Genomic DNA, 23288 nt, shown 5'->3' with positions numbered 1-23288 from the left:
ACAGGAAAAAGGCGCAAGCATTGCAATAAAGATGGGGATAAAGAGAGAAAAAACAAGGCCCACCGGAACGGCAGGCCTGAGAATTACGGCTGATAATAACCCACGCCAAGGTCGTTTTCTTTGCGGGTACGGGCAATCACTGATTCCGGTGTTTCTGCCACGCGCAGACCCATTTCATCTTCAGTACGCACCACTTTACCGCGCAGAGAGTTCGGGTAGACGTCGGTAATTTCTACATCGACGAATTTACCGATCATATCCGGCGTGCCTTCGAAGTTGACCACGCGGTTATTTTCCGTACGCCCGGAAAGCTCCATGATGCTCTTACGCGATGTACCTTCTACCAGAATACGCTGGGTGGTGCCGAGCATCCGGCGACTCCACGCCATCGCTTGCTGATTAATGCGCTCTTGCAGAATATACAGACGCTGCTTCTTCTCTTCTTCCGGAACATCATCAACCATATCGGCGGCTGGTGTACCCGGACGTGCAGAGAAGATAAAGCTGTAGCTCATGTCGAAATTGACGTCGGCAATCAGCTTCATCGTTTTCTCGAAGTCTTCGGTGGTTTCGCCAGGGAAGCCAACGATGAAATCAGAACTGATCTGAATATCTGGACGCGCCGCACGCAGTTTACGGATGATCGCTTTGTACTCCAGCGCCGTATGGGTACGGCCCATCAGGTTCAGAATGCGATCGGAACCGCTCTGTACCGGCAGATGCAGGAAGCTCACCAGCTCCGGCGTGTCGCGATACACTTCGATGATATCGTCGGTGAATTCGATCGGATGGCTGGTGGTAAAGCGAATACGATCGATCCCGTCGATCGCAGCAACCAGACGCAGCAGATCGGCAAACGATCCGGTGGTGCCGTCGTAGTTTTCACCACGCCAGGCGTTCACGTTCTGACCGAGCAGGTTGACTTCACGCACGCCCTGAGCCGCAAGCTGGGCAATCTCAAACAGAATATCGTCGGACGGACGGCTTACCTCTTCACCACGGGTGTAAGGCACCACGCAGTAGGTGCAATATTTATTGCAGCCTTCCATGATGGAGACAAACGCGGTCGGCCCTTCGGCGCGCGGTTCCGGCAGACGGTCAAACTTCTCGATTTCCGGGAAGCTGATATCTACCACCGGGCTGCGGTCGCCGCGCACGGAGTTGATCATCTCCGGCAGACGGTGCAGCGTTTGCGGCCCAAAAATAATATCGACATAGTGGGCGCGCTGGCGAATGTGCTCGCCTTCTTGCGATGCCACGCAGCCACCGACGCCGATAATCAGGTCTGGATTCTTCTCTTTTAACAGTTTCCAGCGACCCAACTGATGGAAGACTTTTTCCTGAGCCTTCTCGCGGATTGAGCAGGTGTTCAGCAGCAGCACATCCGCTTCTTCCGCCACGTCGGTCAGTTGATAGCCGTGGGTGGCATCCAGCAGATCGGCCATCTTCGATGAATCGTACTCGTTCATCTGACAGCCCCAGGTTTTAATATGGAGTTTTTTGGTCATCGACTTGCTCTTGCGAAATAGTAGCCAGGAATGCAGGGCGCATAGTGTAATGCTTTGCTGCCGTTGTGACCAGTATGAGCGTTATCAGCCCTTAGGGGTAAAAATCCTGTAAACTTAAAGCATATTGCTAACAGGATGATTGACCATGACAAATCAACCAACGGAAATTGCCATTGTCGGCGGAGGAATGGTCGGCGGCGCACTGGCGCTGGGGCTGGCACAGCACGGATTTGCGGTAACGGTGATCGAGCACGCAGAACCAGCGCCGTTTGTCGCTGATAGCCAACCGGACGTGCGGATCTCGGCGATCAGCGCGGCTTCGGTATCATTGCTTAAAGGGTTAGGGGTCTGGGATGCAGTACAGGCTATGCGTTGCCATCCTTACCGCAGACTGGAAACGTGGGAGTGGGAAACGGCGCATGTGGTGTTTGACGCCGCTGAACTTAAGCTACCGCTGCTTGGCTATATGGTGGAAAACACTGTCCTGCAACAGGCGTTGTGGCAGGCGCTGGAAGCGCATCCGAAAGTAACGTTACGTGTGCCAGGCTCGCTGATTGCGCTGCATCGCCATGATGATCTTCAGGAGCTGGAGCTGAAAGGCGGTGAAGTGATTCGCGCGAAGCTGGTGATTGGTGCCGACGGCGCAAATTCGCAGGTGCGGCAGATGGCGGGAATTGGCGTTCATGCATGGCAGTATGCGCAGTCGTGCATGTTGATTAGCGTCCAGTGCGAGAACGATCCCGGCGACAGCACCTGGCAGCAATTTACTCCGGACGGACCGCGTGCGTTTCTGCCGTTGTTTGATAACTGGGCATCGCTGGTGTGGTATGACTCTCCGGCGCGTATTCGCCAGTTGCAGAATATGAATATGGCACAGCTCCAGGCGGAAATCGCGAAGCATTTCCCGTCGCGTCTGGGTTACGTTACACCGCTTGCCGCTGGTGCGTTTCCGCTGACGCGTCGCCATGCGTTGCAGTACGTGCAGCCAGGGCTTGCGCTGGTGGGCGATGCCGCGCATACCATCCATCCGCTGGCGGGGCAGGGAGTGAATCTTGGTTATCGTGATGTCGATGCCCTGATTGATGTTCTGGTCAACGCCCGCAGCTACGGCGAAGCGTGGGCCAGTTATCCTGTCCTCAAGCGTTACCAGATGCGGCGCATGGCGGATAACTTCATTATGCAAAGCGGTATGGATCTGTTTTATGCCGGATTCAGCAATAATCTGCCACCACTGCGTTTTATGCGTAATCTCGGGTTAATGGCGGCGGAGCGTGCTGGCGTGTTGAAACGTCAGGCGCTGAAATATGCGTTAGGGTTGTAGCCTTACAACATTGCCGGATGCGTGCCAACCGTAGGTCGGATAAGACGCGGCAGCGTCGCATCCGACATTGAAGGATAAGACGTGTCAACATCGCATTCGACATTGAATGAACGCAGAAAAGCAAAAAGCTCGCCGAAGCGAGCTTTTTTAATGTGGCTGGGGTACGAGGATTCGAACCTCGGAATGCCGGAATCAGAATCCGGTGCCTTACCGCTTGGCGATACCCCAACTGGGTGCACTTACAAGGTAAGCGTCTTGAATAAATTGGCTGGGGTACGAGGATTCGAACCTCGGAATGCCGGAATCAGAATCCGGTGCCTTACCGCTTGGCGATACCCCAACAAATTGGTTTTGAATTTGCCGAACATATTCGACACATTCAGAATTTGGTGGCTACGACGGGATTCGAACCTGTGACCCCATCATTATGAGTGATGTGCTCTAACCAACTGAGCTACGTAGCCAGATTGTTTCTTCGATGGCTGGGGTACCTGGATTCGAACCAGGGAATGCCGGTATCAAAAACCGGTGCCTTACCGCTTGGCGATACCCCAATAACCGGGCGGTGAACCGCTTACTCGAAGAAGATGGCTGGGGTACCTGGATTCGAACCAGGGAATGCCGGTATCAAAAACCGGTGCCTTACCGCTTGGCGATACCCCATCCGTACAACGCTTTCTGGTGAATGGTGCGGGAGGCGAGACTTGAACTCGCACACCTTGCGGCGCCAGAACCTAAATCTGGTGCGTCTACCAATTTCGCCACTCCCGCAAAAAAGATGGTGGCTACGACGGGATTCGAACCTGTGACCCCATCATTATGAGTGATGTGCTCTAACCAACTGAGCTACGTAGCCATCTTTTTTTTCGCGATACCTTATCGGCGTTGCGGGGCGCATTATGCGTATAGAGCCTTGCAGCGTCAACCTCTTTTTCAAGGAAAATTGCTCGAAAGTGACTGTTTGGTTAGGTTGCGAACAGCGTGGCGCTATATTCGTCAATTATTGTTTACTTTGTGTTTTTTCCCACCCTACAGCCATTCTTTTGTCATACAGGATGAAATTCGGAATTTAACAATAGTGGTGGGAAATTAATCTATGAAATACTGGCCTACAGTGATGAGTTGTCAAACAGTGATGTGGCAAACCCGGAACATTTCCTTACTGCATATCAGAATCAACAAGCACCTCAATAACTGAAACAGCCCCGGATTTCACCGGGGCTGTTTCGCATTTCTTACTTATACGCCGACTGGTGAACACCAACCGCGCGACCAGACGGATCGTCCATTTTCTTGAACGCTTCATCCCATTCGATCGCTTTAGCGGAAGAACAAGCGACGGAAGGACCGCCCGGCACGCACTCAGCGGCGCTCGGAAGCGGGAATAGTTCTTCAAAGATCTCCCGATACAAGTACGCTTCTTTAGAGGTTGGCGTGTTGTACGGGAAGCGGAAGCGGGCAGTTTCCAGTTGCTGATCAGAAACCTGCTGCGCAGCCACTTCTTTCAGGGTGTCGATCCAACTGTAACCGACGCCATCGGAGAACTGCTCTTTCTGCCGCCAGGCCACGCTTGCAGGCAGATACGCTTCAAAACATTCACGCAGGATGTGTTTTTCCATTTTGCCGTTACCGCACATTTTATCCTGTGGGTTAATACGCATCGCCACATCAAGGAATTTTTTGTCGAGGAACGGAACGCGTGCTTCCACGCCCCAGGCTGACATCGCTTTGTTGGCGCGCGCGCAGTCATACATATGCAGGGCCAGCAGTTTACGCACCGTCTCTTCATGCAGTTCTTTGGCATTCGGTGCTTTGTGGAAGTAAAGATAACCGCCGAACACTTCATCAGAACCTTCACCGGACAGCACCATTTTAATGCCCATCGCCTTGATCTTACGCGACATTAAATACATCGGTGTTGAAGCGCGAATAGTGGTCACATCATAAGTTTCGATGTGGTAAATCACGTCGCGGATGGCATCCAGACCTTCCTGTACAGTGAAGTGAATTTCGTGATGCACCGTGCCCAGATGGTTTGCCACTTCCTGGGCTGCTTTAAGATCCGGTGAACCCGGCAGACCTACAGCAAAGGAGTGTAACTGCGGCCACCAGGCTTCAGAGCGTTCCTGATCTTCCACGCGACGGGCTGCGTATTTCTTGGTGATAGCGGAAATAATTGAGGAATCCAGACCACCAGAAAGCAGCACACCGTAAGGCACATCAGACATCAGATGGCTTTTAACGGAATCTTCAAGTGCCTGACGCAGCTCGTTTTTGTCGGTTACGTTATCTTTCACCGCATCGTAGTCGAACCAGTCGCGATGATAATAAGAACGGATTTCGCCGTCCTGGCTCCACAAATAGCTCCCCGCCGGGAACTCTTTAATCGTGCGGCAAACTGGCACCAGGGCTTTCATTTCTGAGGCCACATACAGCTGACCGTGTTCGTCATAGCCCATATACAGTGGGATGATCCCCAGATGGTCGCGACCAATCAGGTAGGCATCTTTTTCGCTGTCGTACAAGGCAAAGGCAAACATGCCCTGCAAGTCGTCGAGAAATTCCGGCCCTTTTTCCTGATACAGCGCGAGGATCACTTCACAGTCAGATCCGGTCTGGAACTGATAACGATCGCCATATTCGGCGCGCAGTGCCTGGTGGTTGTAGATTTCACCGTTTACCGCCAGCACATGAGTTTTTTGTTGGTTGTAGAGAGGTTGCGCCCCCGCGTTAACGTCAACAATTGACAGACGTTCGTGGGCGAGAATGGCGTTATCGCTGGCATAAATACCGGACCAGTCCGGGCCACGATGACGCATCAGGCGTGACAGCTCGAGGGCTTTCTTACGCAGCTCAACTGCGTCTGTTTTGATATCGAATACGCCAAAAATTGAACACATAACCTTCTCCGTTAACCTGGTATTTGTTGCTTGTTGTGTTTGCTTGTTTAAAAAAATGCCGCAAAGCAGCACTGTGCGCAAGCGATTTGGCGGTGAAAAAATAAAAAACGTAATGGTGATTGTCGATTGGTGAAAAAAGGTCTGGTGTGAGGATATATTTATTGATGAATCGATAATTTTTAGCGGGTTTTATTGAATGTTTATATTTTACGGGGGCCAAATTGCTGACAAAGTGCGATTTGTTCATGCCGGATGCGGCGTGAACGCCTTATCCGGCCTACAAAAGCATGAAAATTCAATATATTGCAGGAGCTGCGTAGGCCTGATAAGCGTAGCGCATCAGGCAGTTTGGCGTTTGTCATCAGAGCCAACCACGTCCTGAGACGTGGTTGCTATTCAGATAACGTCGATTTCAGCGACTGACGGGTAAATCCAGCTGGGGCGGAAAGGCATACTGTCGATATCGTCGAGCGACGAAACACCAGAAAGCACCAGAATCGTCTCCAGACCTGCCTGGAAGCCGGCCAGAATATCGGTACGCAGGTTATCGCCGACAATCACTGTTTCTTCCGAATGCGCCTGCATTTTGTTTAATGCTGCGCGGATGATCCACGGGCTGGGCTTACCAACATAGAACGGTTTGCGCCCGGAGATTTTCTCAATCCCTGCACACAACGCGCCACAAGCGGGATAAAAACCGCGCCCGTGGGTGTCCGGATTGGTGGCGATAAAACGTGCACCGTTAGCGACGAAATAGGCTGCTTTATGCATCATGTCCCAGTTGTAGGAACGCGTTTCGCCAACAATCACGAAATCAGGGTTCACATCGGTAATAGTGAAACCGGCTTTGTACAGTTCATGAATCAGTGCGCCTTCGCCCACCACATACGCTTTCTTGCCTTCCTGGCGACGCAGGAAATCGGCAGTCGCCATCGCAGAGGTATAAAACACGCTGTCAGGTACATCGACACCTGCGGTGGCAAAGCGGTTCGCCAGATCTTGCCCAGTCTGCGAAGGATAGTTGGTCAGCAACACCAGCGGCAGGCCTTTATCCATAATTCCGTGCAAAAATTCCGCTGCACCCGGTACGGCGACGTTATCGTGCATCAGCACGCCGTCGATATCGCAAATTACATTTTTAATGGTCATGGACTACCCAGAATATTGACAACAATAAGCGCCACTATAAAAGCACATTAATTTTCCAGCAAATGCTGGAGCAAAATACCGTTGAGCATGGCGCGTTTTACCAGCGCAAAAGCGCCGATTGCCGAGCGGTGATCCAGCTCAGAACGTACCACCGGCAGATTAGTGCGAAACGCCTTCAGCGCCTGGGTATTAATGCAGCTTTCAATAGCAGGGAGCAGCACTTTATCGGCTTCGGTGATTTCACCGGCAATAACAATTTTTTGCGGATTAAATAAGTTGATAGCAATGGCGATGGTTTTACCCAGATGACGACCGACATACTCAATTACTTCCGACGCCAGACTATCGCCTTTGTTCGCGGCTTTGCAGATCGTTTTGATGGTGCAGTCGTCCAGCGGCACGCGGCTCTGGTAGCCCTGCTTTAACAGATTCAACACCCGTTGTTCAATGGCAGCGTTGGCGGCGATAGTTTCCAGGCAGCCAAAGTTGCCGCAGTGGCAGCGTTCACCCAGCGGTTCGACCTGAATATGGCCAATTTCACCGACGTTGCCGTTGCGGCCAATAAAAATGCGCCCGTTAGAGATGATTCCGGCCCCGGTTCCGCGATGGACACGCACTAAAATGGAGTCTTCGCAATCCTGACTTGCACCGAAGTAGTGCTCTGCCAGCGCCAGACTACGGATATCGTGACCAACGAAACAGGTCACTTTAAAACGCTCTTCCAGTGCTTCTACCAGCCCCCAGTTTTCCACCTGAATATGCGGCATGTAATGAATTTTGCCGCTGTCCGGGTCAACAAGTCCAGGCAGGATCACGGAAATGGCGATCAGCTCGCGCAGCTTGCGTTGGTAGCTATCAATAAACTGAGCAATGGCATTCAGCAGGGCATGTTCCAGCGTCTGCTGGGTACGTTCCGGCAGCGGGTAATGTTCTTCTGCCAGCACTTTGCTGCTGAGATCAAACAGAGTGATGGTGGCGTCGTGACGACCAAGCCGTACACCGATTGCGTGGAAATTGCGGGTTTCGGTGACGATAGAGATAGCGCGGCGGCCCCCGGTGGAGGCCTGCTGATCAACTTCTTTGATCAGCCCGCGTTCGATAAGCTGACGCGTAATTTTGGTTACGCTGGCGGGGGCAAGCTGGCTTTGCTCGGCAATCTGAATCCGCGAGATTGGCCCGTACTGGTCAATCAGGCGATAAACCGCCGCGCTGTTAAGCTGTTTTACGAGATCAACATTACCTATCTGAGCTTGTCCGCCTGGTGTCATACTTTCTCTTATTGAGTTACGACCTCGTTACCGTTAACGATGGTCTTGGTGATTTTAAAATCAGGTGTGAATGCGGTCAGGTTGGCTACTTTACCTGCGGCGAGTGTGCCGAGACGTTTCTCAACGCCAATCGCACGCGCCGGATAGAGCGTCGCCATACGCAGCACTTCATCCAGTGCGATACCGCAATGTTCGACCAGATTACGCACGCCTTCAATCATGGTTAAGGATGAACCGCTTAACGTACCGTTCTCATCCACACAAAGTCCGTTACGGTAGTATATTGTTTTACCCGCAAAAATGAACTGTTCAATGTTGGCACCTGCTGGCGCGGTGGCGTCGGTAACCAGACACAGTTTGTCGCCTTTCAGGCGTTTAGCGTTACGAATGTTGGCGTAATCAACATGCAGGCCATCAGCGATAATACCGCAATAAATGTCAGCTTCGTCGAGGATCGCGCCCGCCAGGCCCGGTTCACGACCGGTAATATACGGCATCGCGTTGTACAGATGGGTGGCAAAGGTAATCCCCGCGCGGAAACCGGCTTTCGCTTCTTTCAACGTCGCGTTGGAGTGACCGGCAGAAACCACAATCCCGGCATTTGCCAGTTTGCTGATGACTTCTGCAGGAACTATTTCCGGTGCCAGGGTCACTTTAGTAATGACGTCGGCGTTCTTACACAGGAAATCGACCAGCGCGGCATCAGGCTTACGCACAAAATTCGGATTATGGGTGCCTTTTTTTACCAGATTCAGCCACGGACCTTCCAGATGCAGACCTAACGCCTGATTCGGATGTTTTGCCAGGTACTCGCGCATAACGCGCACGCCCTGTTTCATCAGCTCATCGCTGGTGGTGATAAGCGTCGGCAGATAGTTAGTACAGCCTGATTTCTCATTGGCGTTCTGCATGATTTCCAGCGTTTCCACGCTGACCGCTTCAGCGGTGTCGTTAAACTGTACGCCGCCGCAGCCGTTTAACTGCACATCGATAAAACCGGGGGAGAGAATGGCCCCGTTCAGTGAACGTTGTTCGATCTCTGGCGGCAGTTCCGCTACCGGACAGACGCTTTTAATCAGGCCATCAGCGATAACAACCGCGTGGTCATCAAGAAATTCGTGGCCGGTAAAGATCCGGCCCTGGGTTAATGCATACATTCTGACCCCCGATTTTAAAAAATATTGCCCTGAGCAAGGAGCCAGGGCAGGGATAACAATTACAGACCTTTGATATTTTCTGCTTCTAATTCATTGAAATATCTTAAAGTCTTAACTTTCAGCTCCATGGTGGAAGGTTCATCGCATACCATGATCGCTTTTGGATGCAGTTGCAGACAGCTGATGGTCCACATGTGGTTCACGCAACCTTCAACGGCGGCCTGCAGTGCCAGTGCTTTCTGGCTACCCAGCACCAGAATCATCACTTCTTCGGCATCCAGCAATGTACCAACACCGACAGTCAGGGCATATTTTGGCACCTGATTGACATCGTTATCAAAGAAACGAGAGTTCGCGACGCGAGTGTCATGAGTCAGGGTTTTGATACGAGTACGAGAAGCCAGAGAAGACGCCGGTTCGTTAAATGCAATATGACCGTCGTTACCTACACCGCCCATAAACAGATGAATTTTTCCGTAAGAACGGATTTTTTCTTCATACTGGCGGCACTCGGCGTCGATATCCGGGGCGTTGCCGTTGAGAAGGTTGATGTTTTCTGCTGGAATATCAACGTGATCGAAGAAATTACGGTGCATAAAGCTGTAGTAGCTTTCCGGATGCTCTTTCGGCAGACCGACATATTCGTCCATGTTGAAGGTGACAACGTGCTTAAAGCTGACCTGGCCTGCTTTATGCATTTCGACTAACGCTTTATAGGTGGTCATTGGCGTGCCGCCAGTTGGCAGGCCCAGAACAAACGGACGATCGGCAGTCGGTTTGAACGCATTGATACGATTGACGATATGGCGAGCAGCCCATTTACCGACCTGTTCAGCGGTAGTCAGGGGGATCAGTCTCATTATTCACCTCAATAAGTAAAATGTAAGCCGTTGGCGGATTAGGCATCTTTAAGCGTAACCTGGATTTGCGCAGACAGGCGTCAATCCGACCTGATTTTTTGAATGATAAAATAAGTTTTCTGGTTTAGCCAGTAAAAGGGAGTGATGATAACGATATTTGGTGACAAAACTCACAAAAGACACGCGTTTAATTTGCGATACGAATTAAATTTTCACACACTCTGTAGCAGATGATCTAACAATCTGATTACAGAACATCGGCAGTACAATTTGCAGCAAAATAAAAATACGGCTTTAAACGAGCCAAATAGGGTTCTCGTAGGGGGAATAAGATGAATATTTTAGGTTTTTTCCAGCGACTCGGTAGGGCGTTACAGCTCCCTATCGCGGTGCTGCCGGTGGCGGCACTGTTGCTGCGATTCGGTCAGCCAGATTTACTTAACGTTGCGTTTATTGCCCAGGCGGGCGGTGCGATTTTTGATAACCTCGCATTAATCTTCGCCATCGGTGTGGCATCCAGCTGGTCGAAAGACAGCGCAGGTGCGGCGGCGCTGGCGGGTGCGGTAGGTTACTTTGTGTTAACCAAAGCGATGGTGACCATCAACCCAGAAATAAACATGGGTGTACTGGCGGGTATCATTACCGGTCTGGTTGGTGGCGCAGCCTATAACCGTTGGTCCGATATTAAACTGCCGGACTTCCTGAGCTTCTTCGGCGGCAAACGCTTTGTGCCGATTGCCACCGGCTTCTTCTGCCTGGTGCTGGCGGCCATTTTTGGTTACGTCTGGCCGCCGGTACAGCACGCTATCCATGCAGGAGGCGAGTGGATCGTTTCTGCGGGCGCGCTGGGTTCCGGTATCTTTGGTTTCATCAACCGTCTGCTGATCCCAACCGGTCTGCATCAGGTGCTGAACACCATCGCCTGGTTCCAGATTGGTGAATTCACCAACGCGGCGGGTACGGTTTTCCACGGTGATATCAACCGCTTCTATGCCGGTGACGGCACCGCGGGGATGTTCATGTCCGGCTTCTTCCCGATTATGATGTTCGGTCTGCCGGGTGCGGCGCTGGCGATGTACTTCGCAGCACCGAAAGAGCGTCGTCCGATGGTTGGCGGGATGCTGCTTTCTGTTGCTGTTACTGCGTTCCTGACCGGTGTGACTGAGCCGCTGGAATTCCTGTTCATGTTCCTTGCACCGCTGCTGTACCTCCTGCACGCACTGCTGACCGGTATCAGCCTGTTTGTGGCAACACTGCTGGGTATCCATGCTGGCTTCTCTTTCTCTGCGGGGGCTATCGACTACGCGTTGATGTATAACCTGCCGGCCGCCAGCCAGAACGTCTGGATGCTGCTGGTGATGGGTGTTGTCTTCTTCGCTATCTACTTCGTGGTGTTCAGTTTGGTTATCCGCATGTTCAACCTGAAAACGCCGGGTCGTGAAGATAAAGAAGACGAGATCGTTACTGAAGAAGCCAACAGCAACACTGAAGAAGGCCTCAATCAACTGGCGACCAACTATATTGCTGCGGTTGGCGGCACTGACAACCTGAAAGCAATTGACGCCTGTATCACCCGTCTGCGCCTTACAGTGGCTGACTCTGCCCGCGTTAACGATACGATGTGTAAACGTCTGGGTGCTTCTGGTGTAGTAAAACTGAACAAACAGACTATTCAGGTGATTGTTGGCGCGAAAGCAGAATCCATCGGCGATGCGATGAAGAAAGTCGTTGCCCGCGGTCCGGTAGCAGCTGCGTCAGCTGAAGCAACTCCGGCAACTGCCGCGCCTGTAGCAAAACCGCAGGCTGTACCAAACGCGGTATCTATCGCGGAGCTGGTATCGCCGATTACCGGTGATGTCGTGGCACTGGATCAGGTTCCTGACGAAGCATTCGCCAGCAAAGCGGTGGGTGACGGTGTGGCGGTGAAACCGACAGATAAAATCGTCGTATCACCAGCCGCAGGGACAATCGTGAAAATCTTCAACACCAACCACGCGTTCTGCCTGGAAACCGAAAAAGGCGCGGAGATCGTCGTCCATATGGGTATCGACACCGTAGCGCTGGAAGGTAAAGGCTTTAAACGTCTGGTGGAAGAGGGTGCGCAGGTAAGCGCAGGGCAACCGATTCTGGAAATGGATCTGGATTACCTGAACGCTAACGCCCGCTCGATGATTAGCCCGGTGGTTTGCAGCAATATCGACGATTTCAGTGGCTTGATCATTAAAGCTCAGGGCCATGTTGTGGCGGGTCAAACACCGCTGTATGAAATCAAAAAGTAATCTGCTTTATGCCTGATGCGACGCTTGACGCGTCTTATCAGGCCTACAAAAGCTCAGTCCAGGTTGGATAAGACGCTTAAGCGTCGCATCCAACAATGACGCAGGACTGGCAAAAGCGGTGGAGATCTTCTCTGCCGCTTTTTTTTTCATCAATCATCCCCATAATCTCAGTGAGATTTTCGATTTTCACTAACTAACAGTTGTCAGCCTGTCCCGCTTATAAGATCATACGCCGTTATACGTTGTTTACGCTTTGAGGAATCCACGATGAGTGAGGCAGAAGCCCGCCCGACTAACTTTATCCGTCAGATCATCGATGAAGATCTGGCCAGTGGTAAGCACACCACAGTACACACCCGTTTCCCGCCGGAGCCGAATGGCTATCTGCATATTGGCCATGCGAAATCTATCTGCCTGAACTTCGGGATCGCCCAGGACTATAAAGGCCAGTGCAACCTGCGTTTCGACGACACTAACCCGGTAAAAGAAGATATCGAGTATGTTGAGTCGATCAAAAACGACGTAGAGTGGTTAGGTTTTCACTGGTCTGGTAACGTCCGTTACTCCTCCGATTATTTTGATCAGCTCCACGCCTATGCGATCGAACTGATCAATAAAGGCCTGGCGTACGTTGATGAACTGACGCCGGAACAGATCCGCGAATACCGCGGCACCCTGACGCAACCGGGTAAAAACAGCCCGTACCGCGACCGCAGCGTTGAAGAGAACCTGGCGCTGTTCGAAAAAATGCGTGCCGGTGGTTTTGAAGAAGGTAAAGCCTGCCTGCGTGCGAAAATCGACATGGCTTCACCGTTTATCGTGATGCGCGATCCGGTGCTGTACCGTATTAAATTTGCTGAACACCACCAGACTGGCAACAAGTGGTGCATCTACCCGATGTACGACTTCACCCACTGCATCAGCGATGCCCTGGAAGGTATTACGCACTCTCTGTGTACGCTTGAGTTCCAGGACAACCGTCGTCTGTACGACTGGGTACTGGACAACATCACGATTCCTGTTCACCCGCGCCAGTATGAGTTCTCGCGCCTGAATCTGGAATACACCGTGATGTCCAAGCGTAAGTTGAACCTGCTGGTGACCGACAAGCACGTTGAAGGCTGGGATGACCCGCGTATGCCGACCATTTCCGGTCTGCGTCGTCGTGGTTACACTGCGGCTTCTATTCGTGAGTTCTGCAAACGCATCGGCGTGACCAAGCAGGACAACACCATTGAGATGGCGTCGCTGGAATCCTGCATCCGTGAAGATCTCAACGAAAATGCGCCGCGCGCAATGGCGGTTATCGATCCGGTGAAACTGGTTATCGAAAACTATCAGGGCGAAGGCGAAATGGTTACCATGCCGAACCATCCGAACAAACCGGAAATGGGCAGCCGTCAGGTGCCGTTTAGCGGTGAGATTTGGATTGATCGCGCCGATTTCCGCGAAGAAGCTAACAAGCAGTACAAACGTCTGGTGCTGGGTAAAGAAGTGCGTCTGCGTAATGCTTATGTGATTAAGGCAGAACGCGTCGAGAAAGATGCCGAAGGTAATATCACCACCATCTTCTGTACTTATGACGCCGATACCTTAAGCAAAGATCCGGCAGATGGTCGTAAAGTCAAAGGTGTTATTCACTGGGTGAGCGCGGCACATGCGCTGCCGGTTGAAATCCGTTTGTATGACCGTCTGTTCAGCGTGCCTAACCCAGGTGCTGCGGATGATTTCCTGTCGGTGATTAACCCGGAATCGCTGGTGATCAAACAGGGCTTTGCTGAACCGTCGCTGAAAGATGCGGTTGCGGGTAAAGCATTCCAGTTTGAGCGTGAAGGTTACTTCTGCCTCGATAGCCGCCATTCTACGGCGGAAAAACCGGTATTTAACCGCACCGTTGGGCTGCGTGATACCTGGGCGAAAGTAGGCGAGTAATTTTAAGTTTCGCTATGCCGGATGGGGCGTTTACGTCGCATCCGGCAAGGAACAGACAAACAGTTTCAAACGCTAAATTGCCTGATGCGCTACGCTTATCAGGCCTACATGATCTCTGCAATATATTGAGTTTGCGTGCTTTTGTAGGCCGGATAAGGCGTTCACGCCGCATCCGGCAAGAAATATGCAAACAATCCAAAACGCCGCGCTCTGCGGCGTTTTTTCTGCTTTTCTTCGCGAATTAATTCCGCTTCGCAATTTATCCATAAAATAAATTTAAAATCACAAAACATAATTAAATAAAATGTAACCGCTTTCATCTTGCTGGAAATTCACGCTTTTATTCTTCTGCAAGCCTTTCAACCGCAAACTTAAGCCTTGTAACAAAAATCATCAAAATATGTGCGGTTGCTCATGTTCTTACATTCTGGTTACAGAAAGAGATTGATAATTCGCGTCGCGAAAAATAGTCTGTTCCTGTAGTCAGCGAGACTTTTCTCAACGCTACTTTTTTAATTTTTATTTTTTTTCGCTGTTCACCTTTGGTGCAGCAATTTATACGTCAAAGAGGATTAACCCATGCGTACGTTTAGTGGCAAACGTAGTACGCTGGCGCTGGCTATCGCCGGTGTTACAGCAATGTCGGGCTTTATGGCAATGCCGGAGGCTCGCGCCGAAGGATTCATCGACGATTCAACCTTAACCGGCGGTATATATTACTGGCAGCGTGAACGCGACCGTAAAGATGTTACCGACGGCGACAAATACAAAACCAACCTTTCTCACTCCACCTGGAATGCCAACCTCGATTTTCAGTCTGGTTATGCTGCTGATATGTTCGGCCTTGATATTGCCGCGTTTACGGCGATTGAAATGGCGGAAAACGGCGACAGCTCTCACCCGAACGAAATCGCGTTTTCAAAAAGTAATAAAGCCTATGACGAAGACTGGTCCGGCGACAAAAGCGGTATAAGCCTGTATAAAGCAGCGGCCAAATTTAAATACGGTCCGGTTTGGGCGAGGGCAGGTTATATTCAGCCAACCGGTCAGACGCTGTTAGCGCCTCACTGGAGCTTTATGCCGGGTACTTATCAGGGTGCGGAAGCCGGAGCGAATTTTGATTACGGCGATGCCGGTGCATTGAGTTTCTCCTACATGTGGACCAACGAATACAAAGCGCCGTGGCATCTGGAAATGGATGAGTTTTATCAGAACGATAAAACCACCAAAGTTGATTATCTGCACTCCCTTGGGGCGAAATACGACTTCAAAAATAACTTCGTACTGGAAGCGGCTTTTGGTCAGGCGGAAGGGTATATCGATCAATATTTTGCCAAAGCCAGCTACAAATTTGATATCGCCGGTAGCCCGTTAACCACCAGCTACCAGTTCTACGGTACCCGCGATAAAGTTGACGATCGCAGCGTCAACGACCTTTATGACGGCACCGCCTGGCTGCAGGCGTTGACCTTTGGTTACCGGGCGGCTGACGTAGTGGATTTGCGCCTCGAAGGCACCTGGGTTAAGGCTGACGGTCAGCAGGGATACTTCCTGCAACGTATGACTCCAACCTACGCTTCCTCAAACGGTCGCCTGGATATCTGGTGGGACAACCGTTCTGACTTCAACGCCAACGGCGAAAAAGCAGTCTTCTTCGGTGCGATGTATGACCTGAAAAACTGGAATCTTCCAGGCTTCGCCATCGGCGCTTCCTACGTTTACGCATGGGATGCTAAACCTGCGACCTGGCAGAGCAATCCGGATGCGTACTACGACAAAAACCGGACTATTGAAGAGTCTGCATACAGCCTGGATGCGGTCTATACCATTCAGGACGGTCGCGCCAAAGGCACGATGTTCAAACTGCACTTCACCGAATACGACAACCACTCCGACATCCCAAGCTGGGGCGGTGGTTACGGCAACATCTTCCAGGATGAGCGTGACGTAAAATTTATGGTAATCGCACCATTCACCATCTTCTGATGCCCGACGCGGCAGGTTTTGTGCCTGCCGCACGTTTGAGGAATTTGCTATGAAAAAACTGATTCTCATCGCCATGATGGCATCGGGGCTGGTAGCTTGTGCGCAATCAACCGCACCACAGGAAGACAGCCGTCTGAAAGAGGCATACAGCGCCTGTATCAACACCGCGCAAGGTTCGCCGGAAAAAATTGAAGCCTGCCAGAGCGTGTTAAACGTGCTGAAGAAAGAGAAACAACATCAGCAGTTTGCCGACCAGGAAAGTGTCCGCGTACTGGATTATCAGCAGTGTCTGCGTGCAACGCAAACCGGAAATGATCAGGCGGTGAAAGCCGATTGTGATAAGGTCTGGCAGGAAATTCGCAGTAATAACAAATAAGTGAGAGCTGTAACTCTCGCTTTTCTTATTTCCCTTGCATAAAAAAGCCAACCCGCAGGTTGGCTTTTCTCGTTCAGGCTGGCTTATTTGCCTTCGTGCGCGTGCTCATCTTCGCGGCAATCGCCTTCGGCACAGTGACCGTAAAGATAGAGACTGTGGTTAGTCAGGCGAATGCCATGTTTTGCGGCAATTTCACGCTGACGCGCTTCGATGGAATCATCACTAAATTCGATAACCTTGCCGCAGTCGAGGCAGATCAGGTGATCGTGGTGATGTTGCTGTGTCAGTTCAAATACGGATTTACCGCCTTCAAAATTGTGGCGGGTGACGATACCAGCGTCGTCAAACTGGTTCAGTACGCGATATACCGTAGCCAGACCAATTTCTTCACCCATATCGATCAGACGTTTGTATAAATCTTCCGCACTGACGTGATGGTTGTCCGGCTCCTGAAGAACTTCCAGGATTTTTAAACGAGGAAGCGTTACTTTCAGGCCAGCTTTCTTTAGGGCGGTATTGTTATCAGTCATGCGGAATCTGTCCTGTTACTAAGCGGTTCACTTCATTAGAAGAAGTGACAGAATTTGCTCTTGAGATAATGCGTATCATTATAGAATTGCCACGCCTAAATGAAAACCACAAGTCCCTGGCAAATATTGTTAATAAAAACGTGGCATAGCTTACATTTACAACGGCAAGGCCACTTGAACACCGGGACATTGTACAGGTACAACAGCAAAAGTTACAAATTTGTAGCAATTATTTTGATTGGCATTATCTATTAATACGGCGTAGACATGAGTCTACGCCGCATCACATCAGGCATTGAGAATTTCGTCGAGATGCAACTCTTCAGAAATCTGTTTAACCCATTTTTCTACACGTTCAGCGGTCAGTTCCGGCTGACGGTCTTCGTCGATAGCCAGACCGACAAAGTGGTCGTCATCTGCCAGACCTTTTGATGCTTCGAAATGATAGCCCGCAGTTGGCCAGTGACCAACGATGGTTGCACCGCGCGGTTCAATGATGTCGCGGATGGTGCCCAATGCGTCGCAGAAATATTCGGCGTAATCTTCCTGGTCACCACAACCAAACAGCGCAACCAGTTTGCCATTGAAATCAATCTCTTCGAGAGTCGGGAAGAAGTCATCCCAGTCACACTGCGCTTCGCCGTAATACCAGGTTGGGATGCCCAGCAGCAGAATGTCATAAGCTTCCAGATCTTCTTTGCTGCTTTTTGCAATGTCATGGACATCGGCAACGTCTTTACCAAGCTGTTTTTGAATCATTTTTGCGATATTTTCGGTATTACCGGTGTCGCTGCCGAAAAAGATGCCAGTGATAGCCATGAGTGAAATAACCTCTTGAAACTTATTGAAATGGGGGTGGAAAATTGCCCACGGATAAAGGCAATCATAGCAGAACAGGCAGTCTTGCGGAATCAGCAAACGAGCAGGACTGCACACTGTGCTACATGAAAGTGGAAATTTAAACGATGCCCTGACTACGCAGCGCCGCCAGTTGCTGCATTAACATCTCTTCGATCAGTTCGCTACGGCTCATATTGCGCGATTCCGCCAGCTCGTTCAGCGCCTCGACAGCTTCCGCGTTCAGCTTCAGTTCGACACGCTTAAGGCCACGTACTTTGTCGCGTTTTAGTTGGTTGCGTTTATTAATACGCAGCTGTTCATCGCGCGAAAGCGGATTAGTTTTCGGTCGTCCCGGTCGACGCTCGTGCGCGAACAGATCTAATGTCGTACGGTCCGTTTGTTCTTTGGCCATGATCTTGGTGACTTCGGGGGAAACAATCAGCCAGGCCTCTGCCCGGATGGATAGCGCGCCATAATACATCAGCGCGATGAGTCACGCCAACGCCCACGCGCGGAAAGCGACGCGGACGCTGGGTTTTTAATCAGTTGCGTTAATCATTGAGATAGCGACGGATAGCGCGTAATACCGCATCTGGTTTTTCAGCATGGACCCAGTGACCCGCGCCTGCAATGACATGCGCCCGTGCCTGTGGAAATTGTGCCAGTAAATCATCACGGTACTGCTCGCTAACATACGGAGAATTACCACCAGGGATAAACAGGGCAGGGTGATCCCATGCCGGGATTTTCTCCCAACCCACAATATGCGGATACTGATCCCACAATACCGGCACGTTAAAGCGCCACTCCCCGTCAACAAAAGATTTCAACAGAAACTGAATCACCCCTTCTTCATTAAGATGCTGGCGCATTATTGCTGCTGCTTGCTGGCGAGTTTGTGCGTCCGATTCACTGACCGCGTTGATAGCTGCGAAAATCTCATCATGACGGCGTACGTGATAGTCGACCGGTGCGATATCGATCGCCACCAGTTTATCGATGCGATCGGGGGCCAGTGCAGTAAGTGCCATTACCGCTTTACCGCCCATGGAGTGACCGATAAATGTTGCTTTGTCGATCTGCAGTGCATCCAGGGTATCAACAAGATCCTGCGCCATCGCCGGGTAATTCATTACCGGCTCTCTCGGTGAAAGACCGTGGTTACGCATATCAACCTGGATGATATTGTGATCGTTTACCAGATCGCGAGCCAGTACGCCAAGGTTGTCGAGGCTACCAAACAGACCATGGACAAGAACGATGGGAGAATTATTGTGCTGGTTTTGTGCAGTTTGCGCGCGGATATTCAATTTCATGGCAAAGTTCTTTTTTTCGCGTTGTCGGGTTAGGGTATTATGTTGACCATTGTGCCACAGGGCTGCAACAAATAAGGTTTATTCCGAGTTTTTCTGCAAGCCAGGCTTGACGCTATCCGCTGCCGGGATTTATTCATATACTCCTGGCGACTTGTATTCAGCTAAGACACTGCACTGGATTAAGATGAAAACGATTGAAGTTGATGATGAACTCTACAGCTATATTGCCAGCCACACTAAGCATATCGGCGAGAGCGCATCCGACATTTTACGGCGTATGTTGAAATTTTCCGCCGCATCACAGCCTGCTGCTCCGGTGACGAAAGAGGTTCGCGTTGCGTCACCTGCTATCGTCGAAGCGAAGCCGGTCAAAACGATTAAAGACAAGGTTCGCGCAATGCGTGAACTTCTGCTTTCGGACGAATACGCAGAGCAAAAGCGAGCGGTCAATCGCTTTATGCTGCTGTTGTCTACACTATATTCTCTTGACGCCCAGGCGTTTGCCGAAGCAACGGAATCGTTGCACGGTCGTACACGCGTTTACTTTGCGGCAGATGAACAAACGCTGCTGAAAAATGGTAATCAGACCAAGCCGAAACATGTGCCAGGCACGCCGTATTGGGTGATCACCAACACCAACACCGGCCGTAAATGCAGCATGATCGAACACATCATGCAGTCGATGCAATTCCCGGCGGAATTGATTGAGAAGGTTTGCGGAACTATCTAAAACGTTGCAGACAAAGGACAAAGCAATGGCAATCCACAATCGTGCAGGCCAACCTGCACAACAGAGTGATTTGATTAACGTCGCCCAACTGACGGCGCAATATTATGTACTGAAACCAGAAGCAGGGAATGCGGAGCACGCGGTGAAATTCGGTACTTCCGGTCACCGTGGCAGTGCAGCGCGCCACAGCTTTAACGAGCCGCACATTCTGGCGATCGCTCAGGCAATTGCTGAAGAACGTGCGAAAAACGGTATCACTGGCCCTTGCTATGTGGGTAAAGATACTCACGCCCTGTCCGAACCTGCATTTATTTCCGTTCTGGAAGTGCTGGCAGCGAACGGCGTAGATGTTATTGTGCAGGAAAACAATGGCTTCACCCCGACGCCTGCCGTTTCCAATGCCATCCTGGTTCACAATAAAAAAGGTGGCCCGCTGGCAGACGGTATCGTTATTACACCGTCCCATAACCCGCCGGAAGATGGTGGTATCAAGTACAATCCGCCAAATGGTGGCCCGGCTGATACCAACGTCACTAAAGTGGTGGAAGATCGTGCCAACGCACTGCTGGCCGATGGCCTGAAAGGCGTGAAGCGTATCTCCCTCGACGAAGCGATGGCATCCGGTCATGTGAAAGAGCAGGATCTGGTGCAGCCGTTCGTGGAAGGGCTGGCCGATATCGTTGATATGGCGGCGATTCAGAAAGCGGGCCTGACGCTTGGCGTTGATCCGCTGGGCGGTTCCGGTATCGAATACTGGAAGCGCATTGGCGAGTATTACAACCTCAACCTGACTATCGTTAACGATCAGGTCGATCAAACCTTCCGCTTTATGCACCTTGATAAAGACGGCGCGATCCGTATGGACTGCTCCTCCGAGTGTGCGATGGCGGGCCTGCTGGCACTGCGTGATAAGTTCGATCTGGCGTTTGCTAACGACCCGGATTATGACCGTCACGGTATCGTCACTCCGGCAGGTTTGATGAATCCGAACCACTACCTGGCGGTGGCGATCAATTACCTGTTCCAGCATCGTCCGCAGTGGGGCAAAGATGTTGCCGTTGGTAAAACGCTGGTTTCTTCTGCGATGATCGACCGTGTGGTCAATGACTTGGGTCGTAAGCTGGTAGAAGTCCCGGTAGGTTTCAAATGGTTTGTTGATGGTCTGTTCGACGGCAGCTTCGGCTTTGGCGGCGAAGAGAGCGCAGGGGCTTCCTTCCTGCGTTTCGACGGCACGCCGTGGTCCACCGACAAAGACGGCATCATCATGTGTCTGCTGGCGGCGGAAATCACCGCTGTCACCGGTAAGAACCCGCAGGAACACTACAACGAACTGGCAAAACGCTTTGGTGCGCCGAGCTACAACCGTTTGCAGGCAGCTGCGACTTCCGCACAAAAAGCGGCGCTGTCTAAGCTGTCTCCGGAAATGGTGAGCGCCAGCACCCTGGCAGGTGACCCGATCACCGCGCGCCTGACTGCTGCTCCGGGCAACGGTGCTTCTATTGGCGGTCTGAAAGTGATGACTGACAACGGCTGGTTCGCCGCGCGTCCGTCAGGCACGGAAGACGCATATAAGATCTACTGCGAAAGCTTCCTCGGTGAAGAACATCGCAAGCAGATTGAGAAAGAAGCGGTTGAGATTGTTAGCGAAGTTCTGAAAAACGCGTAAACACATTAAATAAGAAAAAGGGCGGTCGGAAGATCGCCCTTTTTTACGTATGACAAACACAGAATTGCCTGATGCGCTACGCTTATCAGGCCTACGAGGATGGTGCAATATATTGAATTTACGCGATTTTGTAGGCCGGATAAGGCGTTCACGCCGCATCCGGCAAAAACAACGAACACTTTGTCAACAAACTGAGTAGCTCAAGGAAATCCCAATGAAGACCAACAGGAGTCTGGTCGTCATAGTGTCACTAATTACCGCCACATTACTGCTGACTGCATGCGCCCAACCTGAACAATCATCATTAGCTGGCGACTGGTTACTGACCCCTAAAGATAAAACCAGAGGATTAACGGGTAGCATTGCGGTAAATATTGCACCTTCCCGGTGTAAGACAAATTGCCGTGGTGATAACTTACCTGATAATACCCGCCGCTGGCAGTTGTCAGGCGGGAACGAAAAAGAACTTACTTATCTTCATAATATGTCAGCACAAGAAAAGGTCGGTTTAAATCCCGGTTGGCAATGCTACACCTCATTTTTTATGCGGGTTTGCCAGGGCAAGCCCGGCACTCGACCGATAGTCAATGAGGATTATGTCAGCGAAAGCGGATTTTTTGGCTCGATGATGCATGTCGGGATTATTGAGTTACGACGCTGCCAGTCAGAAAATTGCCAGCAAGAATTGAAAGCGATAAATACACATTAAAATAGTGAGTCCGGAAATGAAACCCGGACCTGAACATGTCTTATTGCGTGAATGTTTCTTTCATTTGATACTGCATTTCCCAGAGTTCAGTAAGCGAAATAACTTTTCTTGTTCTTGCTTCTTCACTTTGTACCCATAAGAAAGGGTAGAACGTGAAGGCTTCCGTTGCCGATAATTTTATTACGTCTTCTCGCCATTGCTGCCATCGTACATTTTCATAGAAGGTATCTAAATCACCGGATAATGCCCACTGAAGAAACTCAGAATATCCAACTTCCAGACTTTCCCAATTCAGCGTATCTGGCGCAAAATAATAAACGCAGCCAGTATCTTCCCCAAGATCGCCACCATTAAGAGCAAAAATTCCCCCTGCGACATCGTCAGCGATGGGTAAAGCCCGCACGCCTGCGAATTCAGGGCGTTGTGTCCAACTTACTGGATCTCGTGGCAACCGGGGGTGACCAGATCCTGCTATGCGTAACCAACCATTATCAATCAGCAGACCTCCGGAGCCATAGACAAGCGCACCCATTGGTGATTTTGTTGTCACCTGTAATTGATAAAGTGCGGTTTCGGCTAAATCTTTATTAACCGGTAAGAGTTCGGTATGGTTTGTGGCGTCTTTTAACCAGTTCTGGATTATTGGCCAGGCTGAATCTTCAGTATTTACTAACTGATTCATTTCACGCATCGCTACTTGCTCCTTGTGTGCTACGGTGTCATTTATGATGAGGAATTGTATGGAACATTTTTTAAATATT

21 protein-coding genes, 7 tRNA genes and 1 pseudogene are annotated in these 23288 nt (G+C 50.9%); 9 read left to right on the top strand and 20 right to left on the bottom strand.

What is annotated here, in order from left to right; genetic code table 11:
* Positions 1-83 precede the first annotated feature (83 nt).
* A complete protein-coding gene (gene miaB / locus K0778_RS08935) occupies positions 84-1508 on the bottom strand; it encodes a tRNA (N6-isopentenyl adenosine(37)-C2)-methylthiotransferase MiaB (RefSeq protein ID WP_000162740.1) in 1425 nt (474 codons plus the stop codon).
* A gap of 145 nt (positions 1509-1653) precedes the next feature.
* On the opposite strand from miaB, the gene ubiF reads away from it, so the two are divergent.
* On the top strand, positions 1654-2829 hold the full coding sequence (gene ubiF, locus K0778_RS08930) for a 3-demethoxyubiquinol 3-hydroxylase (protein WP_000184541.1): 1176 nt from the start codon (positions 1654-1656) through the stop codon (positions 2827-2829).
* A 153-nt stretch (positions 2830-2982) separates the two neighbouring features.
* On the opposite strand, the gene K0778_RS08925 is transcribed toward ubiF, so the two are convergent.
* The 8 genes from K0778_RS08925 to asnB all read right to left on the bottom strand — a co-directional run bounded on the left by K0778_RS08925 (position 2983) and on the right by asnB (position 5729).
* Positions 2983-3057, bottom strand: a tRNA-Gln gene (locus tag K0778_RS08925).
* 37 nt (positions 3058-3094) lie between these two features.
* Positions 3095-3169, bottom strand: a tRNA-Gln gene (locus K0778_RS08920).
* 47 nt (positions 3170-3216) lie between these two features.
* Positions 3217-3293: transfer RNA gene (locus tag K0778_RS08915), tRNA-Met, on the bottom strand.
* 15 nt (positions 3294-3308) lie between these two features.
* Positions 3309-3383 (bottom strand) — tRNA-Gln (locus K0778_RS08910).
* 34 nt (positions 3384-3417) lie between these two features.
* A tRNA-Gln gene (locus K0778_RS08905) sits at positions 3418-3492 on the bottom strand.
* A 23-nt stretch (positions 3493-3515) separates the two neighbouring features.
* Positions 3516-3600, bottom strand: a tRNA-Leu gene (locus K0778_RS08900).
* Positions 3601-3608: 8 nt separating this feature from the next.
* A tRNA-Met gene (locus tag K0778_RS08895) sits at positions 3609-3685 on the bottom strand.
* Positions 3686-4064: 379 nt separating this feature from the next.
* A complete protein-coding gene (gene asnB, locus K0778_RS08890) occupies positions 4065-5729 on the bottom strand; it encodes an asparagine synthase B (RefSeq protein ID WP_000337077.1) in 1665 nt (554 codons plus the stop codon).
* A 247-nt stretch (positions 5730-5976) separates the two neighbouring features.
* Here asnB and K0778_RS28305 point away from each other — a divergent pair.
* Positions 5977-6075: pseudogene (locus K0778_RS28305) on the top strand (hypothetical protein); the annotation flags it as partial.
* Positions 6076-6125: 50 nt separating this feature from the next.
* Here K0778_RS28305 and nagD read toward each other — a convergent pair.
* From nagD to nagB, 4 genes are read right to left on the bottom strand one after another with little or no spacing between them, the layout of a single operon-like run.
* Positions 6126-6878: a ribonucleotide monophosphatase NagD gene (nagD, locus tag K0778_RS08885; protein ID WP_000153129.1), complete on the bottom strand. Its 753-nt coding sequence runs from the start codon at positions 6876-6878 to the stop codon at positions 6126-6128.
* Positions 6879-6925: 47 nt separating this feature from the next.
* A complete protein-coding gene (gene nagC, locus K0778_RS08880; protein WP_000187594.1) occupies positions 6926-8146 on the bottom strand; it encodes a DNA-binding transcriptional regulator NagC in 1221 nt (406 codons plus the stop codon).
* Between the two features lie 8 nt (positions 8147-8154).
* Entirely contained in the window at positions 8155-9303 is a 1149-nt protein-coding gene (gene nagA / locus K0778_RS08875; RefSeq protein WP_063084760.1) for an N-acetylglucosamine-6-phosphate deacetylase, read from the bottom strand.
* 59 nt (positions 9304-9362) lie between these two features.
* Positions 9363-10163 carry a glucosamine-6-phosphate deaminase gene (gene nagB, locus K0778_RS08870; RefSeq protein ID WP_001237072.1) on the bottom strand — a complete coding sequence of 267 codons (801 nt, stop codon included), beginning with the start codon at positions 10161-10163 and terminating at the stop codon, positions 9363-9365.
* A 332-nt stretch (positions 10164-10495) separates the two neighbouring features.
* On the opposite strand from nagB, the gene nagE reads away from it, so the two are divergent.
* Together nagE and glnS are read left to right on the top strand one after the other, a co-directional pair.
* Complete coding sequence (gene nagE / locus K0778_RS08865) at positions 10496-12442, top strand: PTS N-acetyl glucosamine transporter subunit IIABC (RefSeq protein WP_001023104.1); 1947 nt, start codon at positions 10496-10498, stop codon at positions 12440-12442.
* 267 nt (positions 12443-12709) lie between these two features.
* Positions 12710-14374: a glutamine--tRNA ligase gene (glnS, locus tag K0778_RS08860; protein ID WP_001287154.1), complete on the top strand. Its 1665-nt coding sequence runs from the start codon at positions 12710-12712 to the stop codon at positions 14372-14374.
* A gap of 161 nt (positions 14375-14535) precedes the next feature.
* On the opposite strand, the gene K0778_RS08855 is transcribed toward glnS, so the two are convergent.
* Entirely contained in the window at positions 14536-14694 is a 159-nt protein-coding gene (locus K0778_RS08855; RefSeq protein ID WP_152914850.1) for a hypothetical protein, read from the bottom strand.
* A 259-nt stretch (positions 14695-14953) separates the two neighbouring features.
* On the opposite strand from K0778_RS08855, the gene chiP reads away from it, so the two are divergent.
* Together chiP and chiQ are read left to right on the top strand one after the other, a co-directional pair.
* Positions 14954-16360 (top strand): chitoporin, encoded by a 1407-nt coding sequence (chiP, locus tag K0778_RS08850; protein ID WP_001258839.1) that lies wholly within the window; start codon positions 14954-14956, stop codon positions 16358-16360.
* A gap of 49 nt (positions 16361-16409) precedes the next feature.
* Positions 16410-16736: a ChiQ/YbfN family lipoprotein gene (chiQ, locus tag K0778_RS08845; RefSeq protein WP_000733592.1), complete on the top strand. Its 327-nt coding sequence runs from the start codon at positions 16410-16412 to the stop codon at positions 16734-16736.
* An 83-nt stretch (positions 16737-16819) separates the two neighbouring features.
* Here the strand turns inward: chiQ and fur are convergent, their stop codons facing one another.
* From fur to ybfF, 5 genes are all read right to left on the bottom strand, one after another.
* The gene (gene fur, locus K0778_RS08840; protein ID WP_000131702.1) at positions 16820-17266 is read right to left on the bottom strand and encodes a ferric iron uptake transcriptional regulator; all 447 of its coding nucleotides are present in this window, start codon (positions 17264-17266) and stop codon (positions 16820-16822) included.
* Positions 17259-17345: a fur leader peptide gene (uof, locus tag K0778_RS08835; RefSeq protein ID WP_001406816.1), complete on the bottom strand. Its 87-nt coding sequence runs from the start codon at positions 17343-17345 to the stop codon at positions 17259-17261. The genes fur and uof overlap by 8 nt, the downstream gene beginning before the upstream one ends.
* A gap of 209 nt (positions 17346-17554) precedes the next feature.
* On the bottom strand, positions 17555-18085 hold the full coding sequence (fldA, locus tag K0778_RS08830) for a flavodoxin FldA (protein WP_001018618.1): 531 nt from the start codon (positions 18083-18085) through the stop codon (positions 17555-17557).
* Positions 18086-18224: 139 nt separating this feature from the next.
* Positions 18225-18518 carry a LexA regulated protein gene (gene ybfE / locus K0778_RS08825; RefSeq protein ID WP_001300829.1) on the bottom strand — a complete coding sequence of 98 codons (294 nt, stop codon included), beginning with the start codon at positions 18516-18518 and terminating at the stop codon, positions 18225-18227.
* A 139-nt stretch (positions 18519-18657) separates the two neighbouring features.
* Positions 18658-19422 carry an esterase gene (ybfF, locus tag K0778_RS08820; protein ID WP_000773301.1) on the bottom strand — a complete coding sequence of 255 codons (765 nt, stop codon included), beginning with the start codon at positions 19420-19422 and terminating at the stop codon, positions 18658-18660.
* 184 nt (positions 19423-19606) lie between these two features.
* Here ybfF and seqA point away from each other — a divergent pair, with 184 nt between their 5' ends.
* The 3 genes from seqA to K0778_RS08805 all read left to right on the top strand — a co-directional run bounded on the left by seqA (position 19607) and on the right by K0778_RS08805 (position 22527).
* Positions 19607-20152 carry a replication initiation negative regulator SeqA gene (gene seqA, locus K0778_RS08815; RefSeq protein ID WP_000848387.1) on the top strand — a complete coding sequence of 182 codons (546 nt, stop codon included), beginning with the start codon at positions 19607-19609 and terminating at the stop codon, positions 20150-20152.
* A 25-nt stretch (positions 20153-20177) separates the two neighbouring features.
* Complete coding sequence (gene pgm, locus K0778_RS08810; RefSeq protein ID WP_001297249.1) at positions 20178-21818, top strand: phosphoglucomutase (alpha-D-glucose-1,6-bisphosphate-dependent); 1641 nt, start codon at positions 20178-20180, stop codon at positions 21816-21818.
* Positions 21819-22032: 214 nt separating this feature from the next.
* Entirely contained in the window at positions 22033-22527 is a 495-nt protein-coding gene (locus K0778_RS08805) for a hypothetical protein (protein WP_000856355.1), read from the top strand.
* Positions 22528-22567: 40 nt separating this feature from the next.
* Here the strand turns inward: K0778_RS08805 and K0778_RS08800 are convergent, their stop codons facing one another.
* Positions 22568-23218: a DUF2625 domain-containing protein gene (locus K0778_RS08800; RefSeq protein ID WP_001208814.1), complete on the bottom strand. Its 651-nt coding sequence runs from the start codon at positions 23216-23218 to the stop codon at positions 22568-22570.
* Positions 23219-23288: the final 70 nt, after the last annotated feature.

The sequence above is a fragment of the Escherichia sp. XD33 genome (assembly GCF_019375075.1).
Lineage (GTDB): Bacteria > Pseudomonadota > Gammaproteobacteria > Enterobacterales > Enterobacteriaceae > Enterobacter > Enterobacter flexneri_A.
The sequence above is the reverse complement of the archived record's forward strand: the minus strand, read 5'-3'. Positions and strand labels throughout refer to the sequence as shown.

Excerpts from the sequence above, each read along its gene's own strand:
- K0778_RS08805 (WP_000856355.1), top strand. The coding sequence starts at position 22,033 with ATGAAGACCAACAGGAGTCTGGTCGTCATAGTGTCACTAATTACCGCC.
- fur (WP_000131702.1), bottom strand. The coding sequence starts at position 17,266 with ATGACTGATAACAATACCGCCCTAAAGAAAGCTGGCCTGAAAGTAACG.
- ybfE (WP_001300829.1), bottom strand. The coding sequence starts at position 18,518 with ATGGCCAAAGAACAAACGGACCGTACGACATTAGATCTGTTCGCGCAC.
- miaB (WP_000162740.1), bottom strand. The coding sequence starts at position 1,508 with ATGACCAAAAAACTCCATATTAAAACCTGGGGCTGTCAGATGAACGAG.
- K0778_RS08855 (WP_152914850.1), bottom strand. The coding sequence starts at position 14,694 with ATGAAAGCGGTTACATTTTATTTAATTATGTTTTGTGATTTTAAATTT.
- ybfF (WP_000773301.1), bottom strand. The coding sequence starts at position 19,422 with ATGAAATTGAATATCCGCGCGCAAACTGCACAAAACCAGCACAATAAT.
- ubiF (WP_000184541.1), top strand. The coding sequence starts at position 1,654 with ATGACAAATCAACCAACGGAAATTGCCATTGTCGGCGGAGGAATGGTC.
- nagC (WP_000187594.1), bottom strand. The coding sequence starts at position 8,146 with ATGACACCAGGCGGACAAGCTCAGATAGGTAATGTTGATCTCGTAAAA.
- chiP (WP_001258839.1), top strand. The coding sequence starts at position 14,954 with ATGCGTACGTTTAGTGGCAAACGTAGTACGCTGGCGCTGGCTATCGCC.
- seqA (WP_000848387.1), top strand. The coding sequence starts at position 19,607 with ATGAAAACGATTGAAGTTGATGATGAACTCTACAGCTATATTGCCAGC.
- nagA (WP_063084760.1), bottom strand. The coding sequence starts at position 9,303 with ATGTATGCATTAACCCAGGGCCGGATCTTTACCGGCCACGAATTTCTT.
- nagE (WP_001023104.1), top strand. The coding sequence starts at position 10,496 with ATGAATATTTTAGGTTTTTTCCAGCGACTCGGTAGGGCGTTACAGCTC.
- pgm (WP_001297249.1), top strand. The coding sequence starts at position 20,178 with ATGGCAATCCACAATCGTGCAGGCCAACCTGCACAACAGAGTGATTTG.
- nagB (WP_001237072.1), bottom strand. The coding sequence starts at position 10,163 with ATGAGACTGATCCCCCTGACTACCGCTGAACAGGTCGGTAAATGGGCT.
- asnB (WP_000337077.1), bottom strand. The coding sequence starts at position 5,729 with ATGTGTTCAATTTTTGGCGTATTCGATATCAAAACAGACGCAGTTGAG.
- chiQ (WP_000733592.1), top strand. The coding sequence starts at position 16,410 with ATGAAAAAACTGATTCTCATCGCCATGATGGCATCGGGGCTGGTAGCT.
- nagD (WP_000153129.1), bottom strand. The coding sequence starts at position 6,878 with ATGACCATTAAAAATGTAATTTGCGATATCGACGGCGTGCTGATGCAC.
- fldA (WP_001018618.1), bottom strand. The coding sequence starts at position 18,085 with ATGGCTATCACTGGCATCTTTTTCGGCAGCGACACCGGTAATACCGAA.
- glnS (WP_001287154.1), top strand. The coding sequence starts at position 12,710 with ATGAGTGAGGCAGAAGCCCGCCCGACTAACTTTATCCGTCAGATCATC.
- K0778_RS08800 (WP_001208814.1), bottom strand. The coding sequence starts at position 23,218 with ATGCGTGAAATGAATCAGTTAGTAAATACTGAAGATTCAGCCTGGCCA.
- uof (WP_001406816.1), bottom strand. The coding sequence starts at position 17,345 with ATGATACGCATTATCTCAAGAGCAAATTCTGTCACTTCTTCTAATGAA.